Origin of the sequence: Arenibacter sp. F26102 (genome assembly GCF_023015865.1) — a bacterium.
GTDB lineage: Bacteria > Bacteroidota > Bacteroidia > Flavobacteriales > Flavobacteriaceae > Arenibacter.
In genome coordinates, this window is record NZ_JALKBC010000004.1 from 353,116 (window position 1) to 369,141 (window position 16,026).

The window sequence follows — 16,026 nt, forward strand, 5'->3', positions numbered from 1 at the left end:
TAAAAGAAATAAGATGAAGAAAATAATAACAAAACTTAGTATCTGTACACTATTTGTCCTTTTTTTGGGCAGTTGTACAGACGACTTTACAGAGTTAAATTCTGACCCGAAAAACTTTACGGCGGATGCTGTGACTCCTGCAGATTTGCCCCTGTTTGTAAAAAGGGCATTATACACACCAGATTTTACTCCTTTTGGTAATCCAGGCGACGGGAGAGGGGCGTTTCAATTATCACATTCCCTATTCCCTGATATCTATGCAAATTATATGGCCACTACCGCTGCAAATTTCGACAGCGATCAGTTTGATTTAGTAGGGAGATGGCTAAATGGTGCATATACTTATTTTTACACCCAAGCTGCTCCTAATATGAAGTTTGCTGAAGATACATCCGAGGAATTAGGATTGGCCGTGGAAAATGCTATGATGAAGGTATGGAGGGTCTATGGTTACCATAGAATTACCGATGCCTATGGTCCCATTCCCTATCTTAATTTTGGAAATCTTGAAAATACAGTACCTTATGATTCGCAAGAAGCTATCTACAACGATTTTTTCACCACTTTGGATGAAGCCGTTACTGTATTTAAAGCCAATGCAGGAGGCACTTCGTTTTTAGTTGGTAATGATATTATATTTGAAGGAGATGTAGATTCTTGGCTAAGATTTGCCAATAGTTTACGCTTGCGATTGGCTATCAGAATTAAATATGCAAATGCTGGAAAATCAAAGACAGAAGCAGAAAAAGCTATATCTGATGGAGTAATAGTTGATAATGCTCAGAATGCAATGATTCCGACCAGCAACAATTTTAGAAATCATTATACGACCATTACCCAATGGGGAGAATTCCGAATGAGTGCCGATATGGAGAGTATCCTGAAGGGCTACCAGGACCCTAGGATTGGAAGTTATTTTGCAGAGGCTAATATGCCTGACCCTTCGGACGATCCGATAGGAATTACTTTTAACTATGAAGGCCTGCAGAATGGGCAGTTAAAATCCGCCAAACAAGGAACAGATTTCAATAACATGATATCGGACATGGCAGCACCTTATACGGCGGCTGATACGCCCGGTCCAAATATTGTAGTTATAGGAGCTGCAGAGGTTTATTTCTTAAGGGCAGAAGGTGCCTTGGAAGGTTGGTCCATGGGAGGTGGAACAGCTGCGAGTTATTATAATCAAGGAATAGACGCTTCCCTATCGCAATATGGATATGACGGAACGGATCTCTCTGGTAATGATTATAAAACCAGTGCCAATGTACCTGCGGCTGCTAGTGCCTCTCTTCCACCAGTATCTACGGTTCCAATCGCCTACAATGCGGCGGGATCTGCAGAAGAACAGTTAGAGCAGATCATTACGCAAAAGTGGATTGCCTTATATCCTAATAGTGAGGAAGCTTATGCTGAAAGAAGGAGGACCGGATATCCAACCCTTTTCAATAGGGTTAATTCTATAAATCCTCTAATCCCGGTAGATCAGATTCCTAGGAGAATGCCCTATGTATCCAGTGAATATGATAATAATGGAACGGCTGTACAGGAGGCTGTTAGTAGCTTATTGGGAGGGCCTGATAACGGTACTACCAAACTCTGGTGGGATGCGAAGAATTAATATATTTTAAAATTCATTTAAAAAGACCGCCACTAAAAGCGGTCTTTTTTTTTTTAACGTATAAAACGATGTTTCCCTTTTTTGCTAAACATTAAATTTATTAGATTTATATATACTTAATTATACATGAAGATATGCACCATACCCTAAAATATGCCCTACTTGCCACTATTGCAATTTCTATTTCCTGTACACGGGATGATACCAGTAAAATGTTTACTCTTCTACCTCCAAACATAACAGGTATCGAATTCAAAAATGTACTCAAGGAAACTGATGAATTTAATGTACTAGAATACGGTTATCTCTATAATGGTGGAGGGGTTTCGATTGGAGATGTCAATAATGACGGTTTTTCAGACCTGTACTTCACTGGAAATATGGTTGGGAGTCGTTTGTATATCAATCAAGGAGATTTTAAATTTAAGGAAATAGCTGAAAAAGCTGGTGTGTTCGCTGAGGGTCTATGGAACACTGGCACCACCATGGCAGATGTTAACGCCGATGGCTTATTGGATATTTATGTTTGTCGTTCCACAGCACAGGCTTCTAACAAAAGAAGAAACCTACTTTTTATTAACAATGGTGATCTTACGTTTACAGAAAAAGGCGCCGAGTATGGTGTAGATGATTCCGGGTATTCTACGCAAGCTTCTTTTTTTGATTATGATAAAGATGGGGATTTAGATCTGTATGTCCTTAACCATTCGATTCAAGATTATGCAGGGTTTGGGCAGATAACATCTTCCTTGAAAAAACGTAAAAACGATGACTATTCAGATAAGCTTTATAGGAACGATAATGGAAAGTTTGTTAACGTAAGCGATCAAGCTGGTCTAGTTTCAAACGTTCTTGGATTTGGACTTGGAATAGCCGTATCAGACGTTAATAATGACAACTGGCCGGATATTTATATTTCAAATGACTACAACGAACAGGATTATCTATATATCAATAATCATGACGGTACTTTTACCGAAAGCTTGGAGAAATATATTGGCCATACTTCACTTTATTCCATGGGTTCCGATATAGCGGATATCAACAATGATGGGTTTACCGATATAATGACCTTGGATATGCTTCCTGAAGATAATTATCGCATAAAAATGGTCTCAGGTCCGGACAATTATGACAAAAATAGTCTCTTGGAAAAATCTGGATTTTATAATCAAACAATGCGTAACATGCTGCAAATAAACAATCAAGGACGGTCATTTTCGGAAATTGGTCAATTCGCCGGGGTTTCCAACACCGACTGGAGTTGGGCCTCCCTTTTTACAGATTTGGACAATGACGGCTTTAAAGATTTGTTTATTACCAATGGCTATAAACGGGATTACACCAATATGGATTTCATGAATTATGCCGTACATGAAAAGCTAAAGGAAAATAATACAGGGGTGGCAACCGCTATTTCGGATTTATTGGAAAAAATGCCCGCCACAATTGTGGAAAATTACACCTATCATAACAACGGCGATCTTTCTTTCTCCAAGGTCAACAAAGAATGGGGCCTAGATCAGAAGTCGCTATCCAACGGTGCAAGTTATGCTGATCTGGATAACGATGGTGATCTGGACCTAGTGGTCAATAATATAGACGAACATCCATTCGTTTACAGAAACAATAGTGATTTGCATAATACCAACCACCACCTGAAATTCAATTTTAAAGGCGAAGGAAAGAATACATTTGGGATTGGCTCCAAAGTCATAATAAATATTGGTAGTGAAATACTTATGCAGGAATTGATGCCTACTAGAGGATTTCAATCTTCCGTGGATTTTAATTTAATTTTCGGATTAGGGGCCGTTGAGACAGTTGATAAGGTGAAAATTATTTGGCCGGATGGCAAGGTTCAGATTATTACCGATGTAAAAGCCGATCAAACAATTACACTAAATCAGAAGGATGCCACTTTGGTGGAGAATAATTCCGAAGTAATAGTCGGCAAAACCTATTTTAACAATATAACCAAAGACAGCCTTATCCCCTACCTTCATTTGGAAAATGATTATAACGATTTTAAGAGGGAACAGTTGCTGCCGCATAAATTATCTACCCAGGGTCCAAAAATCACCAAAGCGGATGTGAATAATGATGGACTGGAAGATATATTTGTTGGAGGTGCTAAGGGAAGTGAAGGAAAAATGTTTGTGCAAACACCATCAGGAAAGTTTTCACCCATCAATGAAAAGGTATTTATCACGGATAAAGATTCAGAAGACATTGGATGTCTATTCTTAGATGCGGATAACGATAATGATATGGATCTATATGTGGTAAGTGGAGGCAGCGATTTTAATGAAAACTCCCCTGAATTGCAAGATAGACTGTACTTAAACGATGGCAGGGGCAACTTTTCCAAAAAAACCGCGGCATTGCCGAAAATGCTTACAAGCAGTTCAACCGTTAAGGCTTCCGATATTGACGGGGACGGGGATTTAGATCTTTTTGTGGGAGGTAGATCGGTGCCCGGTAAATACCCCACTTCGCCGAGAAGTTATATTTTGGAGAATAATGGAAAAGGAACATTCAAGGACATTACTACTACAGTTAATAAGGACCTTGAATATCCCGGAATGGTCACAGACGCTTTATGGACCGATTTTGACAATGACAATATTAATGATCTTATTATTGTTGGTGAATGGATGGGCATTAGAACATTCAAGAACGTAAAAGGTAAATTGGTGGAACTTTCAGTAAATAACGGCCTAAATGATTCCGAAGGATGGTGGAACAGTATTGAACAAGGGGATTTTGACAAGGATGGCGATATGGATTATATTATTGGAAACTTCGGTAGAAATTCCCAGTTAAAAACCTCAATAGCCGAACCGGTTAGTTTATATACCAAAGATTTTGATAATAATGGTTCACTAGATCCCATACTTAGTTCCTATAATATGGGTGAAGAATTCCCTGTTTTTTCCAAAGATGATATGGTGGGGCAATTAAGTGGGCTAAAAGGGAAATATTTAAATTATTCCGATTATGCCGCAGCGAAAATCACGGATGTCTTTAATGCAGAGGAATTAAAGGATGCAATGGTCTTGAAAGCCAAAAACTTTGACACCAGCTATATGGAAAACCTAGGGAATGGTAAATTTAAATTGGTTCCACTGCCCGATCAAACACAATTTTCACCCATTTATGGTACTCTAACGGATGACATTGATAAAGATGGTAATGAAGATATAATTGTGGGAGGGAATTTCTTTGGAACAAGGGTGAAATTTGGAAGGTATGATGCCAACAAGGGTATGGTCCTATTTGGAGATGGCAAAGGAAATTTTAGACCTGCCAGTGTAATGGAAAGCGGTTTAAATATTGACGGAGAAATAAGGGATATAACTAAAATATTATTGGCCGATAAAACCGAAGTCGTTTTGTTTGTACGCAATAATGATGGCATTGCAATGTATAAAATTGAATCAACTAAATAATAGAAAAGTGAAAGCAAGAAGTATCAGCCTAATAATAGCACTGGGATTATGTCTCGGAATGTGGGGCCAATCGGGGTCAGTTACCATTAAGGAAGAAATGATGTCCTTGGACACCTATAATTTCAGTAATCCAAATCCCGTACCTATTTTAACGAATAATGCCAAAATTTTTCCTTATTTCAAATTTGAAGGCTATGAACATGTTGTCAAGAAGAAAGATTGGAAAGTAGTAACTCTAGAGAATGAATTTATCAAAGTATTTGTGCTACCCGAAATAGGTGGGAAAGTTTGGGGAGCTATAGAGAAAAGTACTGGTGAAGAATTTCTTTATAAAAATGAAGTCGTCAAGTTCCGGAATATTTCAATGCGGGGACCTTGGACCTCCGGCGGAATTGAATTCAATTTCGGCATTATTGGTCATCATCCATCAACAGCTACTCCTGTGGATTATATTGTACAGACCAATGAGGATGGCAGTGTAAGCTGTGTGGTAGGCAACTCGGACTTGCCCTCTCGTACCGATTGGAGAGTAGAAATTAGACTCGAGAAAGACAAGGCATATTTTGAGACCAATGCCTCCTGGTACAATGGTTCCCCAATTAATCAATCTTATTACAATTGGATGACGGCTGCGGCTGTGGTCACGGACGATTTGGAATTCATATATCCCGGTAATCAATTTTTGGAACATGGTGGGGCAGCCAAACCATGGCCATTAGATGCTGAGGGCCGTGATCTATCACTATATAGAAACAATAATTTCGATAAGGATATTTCCGAGCATGTAGTCGGCGATTTTAAGGACTTTTTTGGAGGGTATTACCATAACAGCAATTTTGGTTTTGGACATTGGGCACCCTACGAAGAAATGCCTGGACAAAAACTCTGGTTATGGTCCATGGCAAGGTCTGGGGCCATATGGGAGGATCTGCTTACAGATACCGATGGGCAGTATATGGAATTTCAGGCCGGGCGTCTTTTTAATCAGTATTCCCCCGGGGAAATCAACCCCATTTCCCAAGCCAATTTTGAGCCATACGTCATGGACCGTTGGAGGGAAATCTGGTTCCCCTTTAAGGAAATTGGAGGAATGGTAGATGGCAATGAGTACGGAGTGCTCAATGTTAAGGAATTGGAAAACAGCATATACTTAGGAATTAATGCTCTGCAATTCCTAAAAGATAAATTACTAGTATCAATCAATGGGAAAGAGATTTTTTCACAAGACCTAAGTTTAAGGCCCATGGAAGTTTTCTCCGTGGAACTTCCAGTATCCGAATCAGGTGAAATAACGGTTAATTTAGGAGATAATAAGCTTTATTACACCTCCCACGGAGAAGGCACTTTAATAAATAGGCCTTTTGTTGATGATGAAAACCAGGAGGTTTCTGCAAGCCAAAAATTATATCAGGAAGGTTGGGAAGCCCTAAAGTTCAGGGACTATGATCTTGCTGCTAAAAAATTAAATGAATTGGTTCAACTGGAACCCGCCCATCAGGATGGATTGTTGAAATTAGCGGAATTGGAGTATCGTAATACCAACTATGATAATGCATTGCAATATACTAATAGGGTATTAAAGCAGGACACTTATGAAGTTGAAGCCAATTATTTGGCAGGAATTATATATCGTTCGAAAAAGGATTTTATAAATGCTTTGGAATCTTTTGGATGGGCAGCAAGAAGCATGGAATATAAATCTGTTTCTTATGCCCAAATGTCCGAGATATATTTCTTGCTTCAGAACTTGGATAAAGCGGAGCGATATGCCAATAAAGCATTGGAATACAACACCTATAACCTAAATGCTCGAAATATTAAATTGCTGGTTCAACGGAAAAATAAAAAGACCAGTGAATTTGAAAAAGAGTATGCTAAGTTGTTAAAAATTGATCCATTAAATCATTTTGTTCAAATTGAATCCCAGTTTGTAGTTGGTGATCTTCCTCTTGAAATACCCACTCAAATTAATAACGAATTCCCCGACGAATCTTTATTGGAATTGGCCATATATTATAACAGTTTGGGATTGGACCAAGAAGCAAGAGAGGTATTAAAACTATCCAAAAACAATGTTAAAACTAATCTATGGACAGCTTACCTTAATAAGGACATGGAAAGTGATTTAAGTGGTAAATACTTGACCAAAAGTATAGAATCACCAATTAATTTTGTTTTCCCTTATAGACCTGAAACTATCCCCGTATTGCAATGGGCAATGGCTAAAAATGGGAATTGGAAATTAAAATATTACCTGGCACAGAATTACATTGCCGTTGGCCAAAAAAAATTGGGATTACAGCTTTTGAAAGATTGCGGAACCAAACCCGGTTCGGACATATTTTATCGCTTTAGGGCAAGAATGTTCGAAAATGACGATTATACCAATAACGAAAAAGATTACTTAAGGGCCCTACAAATAAATGACTCCGATTGGAAACTAAGGGAGGAATTGGTTCAATTTTATTTAAATAACGATAAAAACGAGCTAGCATATAAATTGGCCAAAAAATCATTTGCCAAATTTCCAAAAAATGCCAATCTAGGTTTAATTTATGCTAAGGCTTCCTTGTTGACCGGCCATTATGGAAAAACGGTAGAAGTCTTAAGAGACATACAAATTCTACCCTTTGAGCATGCCTCAGAAAGCAAGCACATTTATAATCAGGCCCATATCCTATTGGCTCTGGAAAATATTAAAACCAAGAATTACAAAAAAGCGATATCTCTTTTGGAAACTTCAAAAGAATGGCCCGAAAATCTTGGAGTGGGAAAACCTTTTAATCCTGATGAAAGATTACAGGATTATTTACTGGCCCATAGTTATGCCGCACTTAATGATTCAGAACGAAGTAAAGAATATTTAACTCATATTATTACCTATGCGACTGCAGGTAAAAAAAGAACTGTATCACCAAATGATCTATTTGAACTCTTATCCCTTAAAAAATTGGGGAAAGAGGCAGAATTGGAATTGTTGGCGAGTCAAATTTCAAACTCCAAATCCAGCAATAGTAATACTGCCAAGTTGATTTTAACATTATACCAGAATGATTCAGCTTCACAACTGGAAATCAATGACCAAAAGGGTTTGAATAATTCCTTATGGAAAATTATGGAAGCCGCGAGCAAATATTGATTGTCTATATTAAATCTAATAGACATTCCTATAGCCATTTGAATCCTACATTTGAAAACAATAGAAATTAACCTACGGAATGAAACAAAAAAAAGCTCACTTTTCAGTGAGCTTTTTTAATATTAAATTTGCCTGCTATTTGCCCCCCCACTCTTTTAGAGAGTCTTTGTTCATTTTTACATAATCTCCATTACCTGCAGCTTCGGCCGCGGCCAAAGATTTCTTAGCAGTTTCAATAGCTTGTTTTTTGTCACCTGCCTTGGCGTAAATAAGCGATTGTTGTCTCAACTGCCAAAAAGCCGGTTTCTCAGTCATGCTCATGGCTTTATCCATCCATTCCTTGGCTTTATTGATATCCTTACCAGAATTCATATAATATACAGCAGCTGCATAATAATCATTGGCATCCGGACCTTTCATTACCTTTTCTATGGCACTCGTAACCGCTTTGTCCGTAGGGACATCAAACTTTACCCCTACATATACATCTGACCAATACATGCCTAAAGTGGCAGCGTTATCAGAAAGGCCGTCGATAGAAATCGTAAAAGTTTCAACCTGGAATGGTAGATTTTGCACTTGAGCCGTTGTTTTAGCAGCAACTTTACTTTCATCCCAATTTGCAGGTGTTCCTCCACCATCGGCTTCGGTATAAAAGATAACTTCCCAGGAAGCAGCTCCCGGCTTGGTAAAAATGGCATAAGAACCAGCTTTAAGCTCCTGCTCACCAATCTTTACGTTTTCACTAAAGGTAATTTTTGTCCTTGCATTGGCCCCTGTCCTCCATAATTTATCATAAGGAACCAAATCTCCGAATATAGTTCTACCTCGCATGGATGGCCGAGAATATTCAACGGTAACATCGGTCAATCCAACTTTCTGAATAAGTGTCGAGGAAGGACTCGGTTGCGGTGTGTTGATCTGTGACTGTACTCCAAAGGATACAGCAATCATTAATACTAATAATGTTATTTTTTTCATGTTAATACGTGTTTATTATTTATATGCTAATTTACATATTAAAAGGCTAATCTGGAAGCCCGATACGAATATTGGCCAAAGTAAATTAAATAATAAAAGAAATAAATAATGAAGGGCGCCCACCCAATTTTACTCCTTTTTTTTAGTAAATTTAAAGAGCTTTAATTCCCGGGAAATGTCAGAAAACAAAACCCTGCCAAATAACAAATCCGTTATTTCGTTTTTAAACTCCATTGATAACGAGGAAAAACGAAAGGATGCCTATACATTATTGGATTTATTTAAAGGAATTACCAATGAAAGAGCAGTGATGTGGGGCGAAAGTATTATAGGTTTTGGCAGTTATCACTATCGATATGATTCTGGAAGGGAGGGAGATATGCCCATGACCGGATATTCTCCCAGAAAGCTCAATTTTTCAATTTATATCATGACTGGTTTTTCCAAACAAAAGCAGCTATTGGAAAAATTGGGTCCCCATAAAACCGGTAAGTCCTGTCTTTATATAAAACGCTTGTCCAATATAGATTTGGATGTCCTATCCGAATTGATAAAGTCATCATACCAATATTATAAAAACAAAAATTCCAAATAGATATTTACATGGAAAATTTCACCAAGTATTTAAAAGCAAAGGCCAACATACCGGAACCGGAATTTCAACTGTTGATTAAGAAAGTAAAATTAAGAAATATTGAAAAAGGGGAAACATTATTGCGTCCTGGAGAAATTTGTCGCCATTCCTTTTTTGTGGAAAAGGGTCTCTTGCGTTCGTATACTGTAGACAACTCCGGCAAGGAGCACATTATACAATTTGGTTCGGAAAATTGGATTGTTTCCGACCGGAGCAGCGCTTTTTTTAATGAGCCTTCAGATTTGTTTATCGATGCCATTGAGGACACCAATGTAGTCTTAATAAGTTCCGATTTTATAAATGAAGCCAGCGAAATAAGTTCCTCCTTTAGACACTTTAATCAAATTGCACTTCAAAACCATATCCGACATCAACAGAAAAGGATCAATCTTTTATTGAGTGCCAGTGCCGAAACCAGATATATGAATTTTATAACATTATACCCCGATCTAACCTTAAGGGTACCCCAATGGATGATAGCATCCTATTTGGGCATTACCCCTGAAAGCCTTAGTAGGGTACGAAAGGAATTGGCGCAGAAAAACTTCAGACCTAACTAATATCATTCTTATCATACATCAATGTACAGGAAACAAGGTTACTTTAATATTGTAATGTAATTAATGTTGAGATAATGATGAAAACAAAAAATATAGAAATTGTAGTTGCTCCAAGAGAGCCCCACTATGTTGGTGACGGATTTAGAGTGCATAATTTTATCCCAAGCGGATATAGGTTGGATATGGAAAGAATGGATCCCTTTATTCTACTGGATTACAATTCCCCTTTTTATTTTCCACCTACAGATAAGCCAAGGGGAGTAAGTGTGCATCCACATAGGGGTTTTGAAACGGTTACAATAGCTTACCAAGGTAAGGTGGCCCATCATGACAGTTCTGGCAACAGCGGTGTAATTGGCGAAGGCGATGTTCAATGGATGACCGCCGCTTCTGGGATACTTCATAAAGAATATCACGAAGAGAAATTTAGCAAGGAAGGTGGCTATTTTCAAATGGCACAATTGTGGGTGAATCTTCCGGCCAAGGACAAAATGTCTGCCCCAAAATATCAGGGAATTACAAATTCGCAAATAAATAAATATCAATTGGCAGATAACAAAGGTGTTATTGAGGTCATTGCAGGGAACTATAAAGATGTCAAAGGAGCAGCGTCTACATTTTCGCCGATAAACATGTTTAATACAAGGCTTGAGGCAGGTGCCAAAGCAGAATTTTCTTTTCCAAGTAATTATAACACTGCATTGTTTGTGGTAGATGGGGAGATCACTGTAAATGGGTCAAAGACCGTGGCAGAAAATCATTTTGTGCTTTTCGAAAATGAAGGAGAGGATTTTAGCATGGAGACAACAAAAAAATCTACAGTACTGATTTTAAGTGGAGAACCCCTAAACGAACCCATTGTCGCTCAAGGTCCATTTGTAATGAATAGCCGTGAAGAAATAGCACAGGCCATTAAAGATTACAACTTGGGCAAATTTGGCTATTTGGAGGAGTAATTTTTAAATTAGAAGTAGGATTATTATATTATACCTAACCATTAATCAAGATTCTTATGGACTACAAATTAATAGACAATACGGAGGGCAAGCAATATGAATATCAAATTGATGGTGTTATTGCAAAAATTGAATACAAAAAGGCAAAAGATAAAATTTATCTTACCCATACCGAGGTTCCCAAGGAATTGGAAGGCAAAGGGGTGGCCTCCTCCTTGGTAAAACAGGTCTTAGAGGATGTAGAAACGAAGGGATTAACCCTAGTCCCTATGTGTCCGTTTGTCGCTGCTTACATTAAAAGGCACCCGGAGTGGAAAGAATTAATCTTAAAAGGAATTAATATTGCATAACTATGGAACAAACAGATAATTTTAAGGAATATACCAATGGTGAAATTACGGTAGTCTGGAAACCATCAAAATGTATTCACTCCGGTATATGTGTCAAAACCTTACCGCAAGTGTATGATCCCAAAGGGAAACCATGGATAAAGCCAGAAAACGCCTCTACTGAAGAATTGAAATCCCAGATATTAAAATGTCCTTCTGGAGCGCTATCTTTTTATATGAACAACGAGAGTTAAAAAGTTATAGTTAGTGATTTCAAATAAAGGTAGGATTAGCTATTTATAGAGTATATTTATGCGGAGTTATGAAAGCTACTATGAATAGTAAGGGACAATTGTTTCATATTTGAAGAAGTTATGTGCAAAAAGAAGCATAAAAGAATGATTAATATATTTCGCAACAGTACACATTTTAAAGGAAATAAAATAGGCATTGCTCTCTGTGTCCTTGTTCTGGTCCTTAGTTGTACCGAGGAAAAAAAATTAAGCCATTCCGATCCAATAAATTGGGAAAGAAAATCCAAAGCACTCCCTGTCAACGATAGCCTTATCAATGGTAGTTCTTATCTTTCCATATATTCTGCCATATATGATGGTACCGAAAAAACCTTACATCATTTAACGGCTACGGCAAGTATGAGAAATGTAAGCAATACGGATACCATTTACATACTTAAAGCTGAATATTATAATACCAAAGGAGATCTTATACGTACCTATTTTAACAAACCTATTTTTCTAAAGCCTTTGGAAACCATAGAAATTGTTATCGACCAAGATGACAAATATGGTGGTACGGGAGCGAATTTTGTTTTTGATTGGGCAGTAAAGGCCAATAATCACGAGCCTATTTTTGAAGCCGTTATGATTTCCACTACAGGACAACAAGGAATTTCGTTTACTACAAGAGGAATAAAATTGTAGTGCCAATTGGCAAGAATTAAATTACAAGGGGTACTTCTCCCCTCCTAACCGATTAAAAAAAAGACTATCTTTAATCTGGTCAAGATTAAGGAATATTTACCATCTTTCTTGCTATTTCTGTTGAACCTAATTCATTTATGTGTTATGATAAAGGTGCCCTCTTTTGGTAGTAAGCTTAGGAAGAATATTGTGGAGGTGCCAGAAATCATCAACAATTGTTCTGGAATAAGGGTTTTTGGCCAATTGTTGAAATCATTTTTGTTTAGTACGGATGTTGCCATTATTAGAAACACCAATGCCAATGCCATTATTGCCGTGTATCCTTTTACGCCCCAGCCCTTAATATCCCATGCCTTAATTCTGGCGGCTGATAAACCTATCTTTTGTGGTGTTGGTGGTGGAATTACTACAGGTAAAAGATCCGTGGAACTTGCTTTACATGCCGAATTCCAAGGCGCACTGGGAGTTGTCCTGAACAAGCCCACACCCAATGAACTAATAGCGCGACTCAAGGCTAAAATTGATATCCCCGTTACCATTACCATAGTCTCCGAAAAAGACGATATTAAAGGTCGGATTGCAGCTGGAGTAGACATTTTTAATGTTTCAGGGGCCAGCAAAACCGCCGATATTATTAAACGCATCAGGGATATTGACCAAGACATTGCTATATTGGCCACGGGAGGTCATAAAGATGAGGATATATTGAGAACAATAGAAGCAGGTGCCAATGCCATCTCTTATACCCCACCGTCCACAAGCGAATTGTTCAAAGATATTATGATCAGGTATAGAGCGGAATGATCTATAAATTAGGTTACCTATCCAACACTTATATAAACTGGAATTAAGCATTAAGTATTAAGTAAATGAATATTATACATAGTATCCCAGAAAACATTTTTGAAAGTATAGGAATTGCGGCTGGTCTAAGCGCCTGCCTGGTAATTGCCACACAGGTATATAAGGAATTCCGTTACAAAGGTCCAAGTAGCCTCTCCAACGGCTTTATTTTTGGCTGGGTTTTTATTTATCTATTTTGGTGCTTTTACGGAATTCGATTTAATACCATGGCCCTTTGGCTAACCAATGCCATTGCTGTAGTAATACAATTGGTCCTTTGCTTCATTGTGATTAGAAAAAGAAAAATATATCCTGCCCAAACTTAACTCCTTTCATTATTTTTTAGAATGATTTTTAGGCCAAATGCATTTTTAGGCATATTTATTCTTTTGGTGCTAGTGGACCTGGTTACGGGATCCATGCACTTTCAGGAGTTGAGACAGTTGACCAAACCACTATTACTAATTTCCTTAATATTGTTTTTTGGAATAAAAGGAAGGAAACTGTCCAAAAAGGTTTATCGCTTTACACTATTGGCGCTCTGTTTTTCATTATTGGGAGATATTCTGTTACTCTATGATCATCTCTCTGCTTTCTATTTTATGCTCGGCTTAATGGCCTTCCTATTTGCACATATCAGTTATGCCTTGGTATTCTCTACACAAGGCAAAAAACTATTTAAAACAGAGTTACGATTGGTTTCTGTTATACTCCTATCCTATGGCACTACCCTTTATATAATTTTACATGATAATTTGGGTGCTTTAAAAATTCCAGTTATTATTTATATCCTTGGTATTCTCACTCTGGCCATTACTGCATATAGTAGAAAGGATAAAGTGAATTCCCTAAGTTTTAAATTGGTCTTCATTGGTACGATGTTCTTTATTATGTCTGACACTATCTTGGCCATCAATAAGTTTCTATTTGTAATACCTTTGTCCCACCTATTGGTAATGGGCACCTACGCCACAGCGCAATATTTAATAGTTAAAGGTTTATTGGCTAGTGATGACTGAAATTATAAGGCATATTTAAGTGAAGATACCTACCCAATAAGGCATACCATTATGTGGCCACACATACCTGTCAATTATATAATCATGCCTAATGATGAACAGGGAATCCATTTTAGCCTGTTTGTAAATGACACCCTAAATTCCGTGGTTTCATTATTTATAGAAAATAAGAAGGCTCAGTTCCGTAAACTGGCCACGGCCAGTTTAGAGCAGGATAAGGCTTTTGGCAGCCGACTCCTCTCCCACCTTATTTCTTATGCAGTAGGTAAAAAAAGTCAACAAAGTAGACGGCAATGCGCGTGTGGACAAAAAGAGTTTTATTTAAAATTTGGTTTTAAAAGCACCAATACTGTTTTTACAAAACACAAAATCGACTATATGGTGATGGAAAAAATGATAATACGGTAAAAATTATTTCTAAAATAGCTTAGCATTTATTATTAGAAACATTTTTAAGTACCTTTCTTTCGTGAAAATTTTAGTATTTCACTATTAACCTTTTTACCTATAAAACAAATTACAAATATTTAAAAATTAAAATCTAATAAACATGCATAAATCACTATTTCTGATCCTCGCTTTTTTAAGCTTGCAAATCCATGCACAAAGCTTTGATTTCCAGATAGACCATTCATCGTTGATTGTCAACAATCTGGATACAACTGCGGATTTCTATGCCAATATTCTCAAATTAAAGGAAATACCACACCCAGACAAAGCCCCTGGATTTCGTTGGTTTTTGGTACAAGGCAATTCACAGCTTCATCTGATACATAAAGATACCGTGGTCATGAAAAAGCATAAGTCCATGCACCTCTGTTTGTCCACCCCCAACCTGGAAACTTTTATAGAACATTTGAAAAGCAATAACATAGAATATGAAGATTGGCCGGGTGAAAAAGGTGCTGTTACGCTGCGTTCTGATGGAGTGCGACAGATATACTTAAGAGATCCTGAAGGATATTGGATCGAAGTCAATAACGCCAAACACGATTGATAAACCCAAACCATAGTATAGTAGGATTTACTAAATTTGAGTAATAATGAATGAATAAAATCTATTAAAGAATATGAATAAGGAAAATGCACAACGAAACACAATTATCGATTCCTTCCTAAATAAAGAGAACGTAAATTGGCAAGAACTACTTGCCACTATAATTGCCGGTTTTGACTGTACCACGGGAACAATCCATTTTTTAGATGAGCAATCTTCCTTATTAAAGGTCCAGGCCCATCAAGGCATTCCTCCTTTTTTAGTACCCAAACTTTCTGAGATTCCTATAGGGAAAGGAATGGCAGGTATAGCAGCGGAACGTCGTGAACCAGTGGAAATGTGCAACCTGCAAACCGATGATTCCGGGGTGGTACGTCCTGCAGCCAAAGAAACAAAAGTAGAGGGTTCTATTGCCGTTCCCATGTTGCTCAATGGAAAATTATACGGAACCTTGGGAATAGCCAAACCAGTTCCCTATGATTTTAAAGAAGAAGAAGTTAGTGACCTATTAAATATTGGTGAAAAGATAAGTGTGTTTATGAGTTCATAACCTC

Annotated in this window: 16 protein-coding genes; 15 read left to right on the top strand and 1 reads right to left on the bottom strand. The window is 37.6% G+C overall.

From position 1 onward, the window contains the following. The first annotated feature begins 13 nt into the window (after positions 1-13). The 3 genes from MWU78_RS07660 (at position 14) to MWU78_RS07670 (ending at position 8,212) form a co-directional block, all read left to right on the top strand. Complete coding sequence (locus MWU78_RS07660; protein ID WP_246996595.1) at positions 14-1,621, top strand: SusD/RagB family nutrient-binding outer membrane lipoprotein; 1,608 nt, start codon at positions 14-16, stop codon at positions 1,619-1,621. Between the two features lie 134 nt (positions 1,622-1,755). After that, positions 1,756-5,073: a VCBS repeat-containing protein gene (locus tag MWU78_RS07665; protein WP_246996598.1), complete on the top strand. Its 3,318-nt coding sequence runs from the start codon at positions 1,756-1,758 to the stop codon at positions 5,071-5,073. A gap of 7 nt (positions 5,074-5,080) precedes the next feature. Beyond that, positions 5,081-8,212: a DUF5107 domain-containing protein gene (locus MWU78_RS07670; RefSeq protein ID WP_246996599.1), complete on the top strand. Its 3,132-nt coding sequence runs from the start codon at positions 5,081-5,083 to the stop codon at positions 8,210-8,212. Positions 8,213-8,347: 135 nt separating this feature from the next. Here the strand turns inward: MWU78_RS07670 and MWU78_RS07675 are convergent, their stop codons facing one another. Next, complete coding sequence (locus tag MWU78_RS07675; RefSeq protein WP_246996602.1) at positions 8,348-9,193, bottom strand: DUF2911 domain-containing protein; 846 nt, start codon at positions 9,191-9,193, stop codon at positions 8,348-8,350. A gap of 175 nt (positions 9,194-9,368) precedes the next feature. On the opposite strand from MWU78_RS07675, the gene MWU78_RS07680 reads away from it, so the two are divergent. The 12 genes from MWU78_RS07680 to MWU78_RS07735 all read left to right on the top strand — a co-directional run bounded on the left by MWU78_RS07680 (position 9,369) and on the right by MWU78_RS07735 (position 16,022). Continuing rightward, the gene (locus MWU78_RS07680) at positions 9,369-9,788 is read left to right on the top strand and encodes a DUF1801 domain-containing protein (RefSeq protein ID WP_246996604.1); all 420 of its coding nucleotides are present in this window, start codon (positions 9,369-9,371) and stop codon (positions 9,786-9,788) included. An 8-nt stretch (positions 9,789-9,796) separates the two neighbouring features. Next, a complete protein-coding gene (locus MWU78_RS07685) occupies positions 9,797-10,387 on the top strand; it encodes a Crp/Fnr family transcriptional regulator (RefSeq protein WP_246996606.1) in 591 nt (196 codons plus the stop codon). Between the two features lie 77 nt (positions 10,388-10,464). Beyond that, positions 10,465-11,343: a pirin family protein gene (locus MWU78_RS07690; RefSeq protein WP_246996667.1), complete on the top strand. Its 879-nt coding sequence runs from the start codon at positions 10,465-10,467 to the stop codon at positions 11,341-11,343. 56 nt (positions 11,344-11,399) lie between these two features. Continuing rightward, entirely contained in the window at positions 11,400-11,693 is a 294-nt protein-coding gene (locus MWU78_RS07695) for a GNAT family N-acetyltransferase (RefSeq protein ID WP_246996608.1), read from the top strand. A gap of 2 nt (positions 11,694-11,695) precedes the next feature. Next, on the top strand, positions 11,696-11,926 hold the full coding sequence (locus MWU78_RS07700) for a (4Fe-4S)-binding protein (protein ID WP_246996610.1): 231 nt from the start codon (positions 11,696-11,698) through the stop codon (positions 11,924-11,926). 144 nt (positions 11,927-12,070) lie between these two features. Then, positions 12,071-12,613 carry a DUF3124 domain-containing protein gene (locus tag MWU78_RS07705; RefSeq protein ID WP_246996612.1) on the top strand — a complete coding sequence of 181 codons (543 nt, stop codon included), beginning with the start codon at positions 12,071-12,073 and terminating at the stop codon, positions 12,611-12,613. A 144-nt stretch (positions 12,614-12,757) separates the two neighbouring features. Then, on the top strand, positions 12,758-13,417 hold the full coding sequence (locus tag MWU78_RS07710; protein WP_246996614.1) for a hydrolase: 660 nt from the start codon (positions 12,758-12,760) through the stop codon (positions 13,415-13,417). 65 nt (positions 13,418-13,482) lie between these two features. Beyond that, positions 13,483-13,782 (top strand): hypothetical protein, encoded by a 300-nt coding sequence (locus MWU78_RS07715; RefSeq protein ID WP_246996617.1) that lies wholly within the window; start codon positions 13,483-13,485, stop codon positions 13,780-13,782. 21 nt (positions 13,783-13,803) lie between these two features. Next, entirely contained in the window at positions 13,804-14,475 is a 672-nt protein-coding gene (locus MWU78_RS07720; protein ID WP_246996619.1) for a lysoplasmalogenase, read from the top strand. Positions 14,476-14,559: 84 nt separating this feature from the next. Then, positions 14,560-14,883 carry a GNAT family N-acetyltransferase gene (locus tag MWU78_RS07725; protein WP_246996621.1) on the top strand — a complete coding sequence of 108 codons (324 nt, stop codon included), beginning with the start codon at positions 14,560-14,562 and terminating at the stop codon, positions 14,881-14,883. A gap of 142 nt (positions 14,884-15,025) precedes the next feature. Further along, positions 15,026-15,472: a VOC family protein gene (locus MWU78_RS07730; protein WP_246996623.1), complete on the top strand. Its 447-nt coding sequence runs from the start codon at positions 15,026-15,028 to the stop codon at positions 15,470-15,472. 73 nt (positions 15,473-15,545) lie between these two features. Next, positions 15,546-16,022: a GAF domain-containing protein gene (locus MWU78_RS07735; RefSeq protein ID WP_246996625.1), complete on the top strand. Its 477-nt coding sequence runs from the start codon at positions 15,546-15,548 to the stop codon at positions 16,020-16,022. The last annotated feature ends 4 nt before the right edge of the window (positions 16,023-16,026 follow it).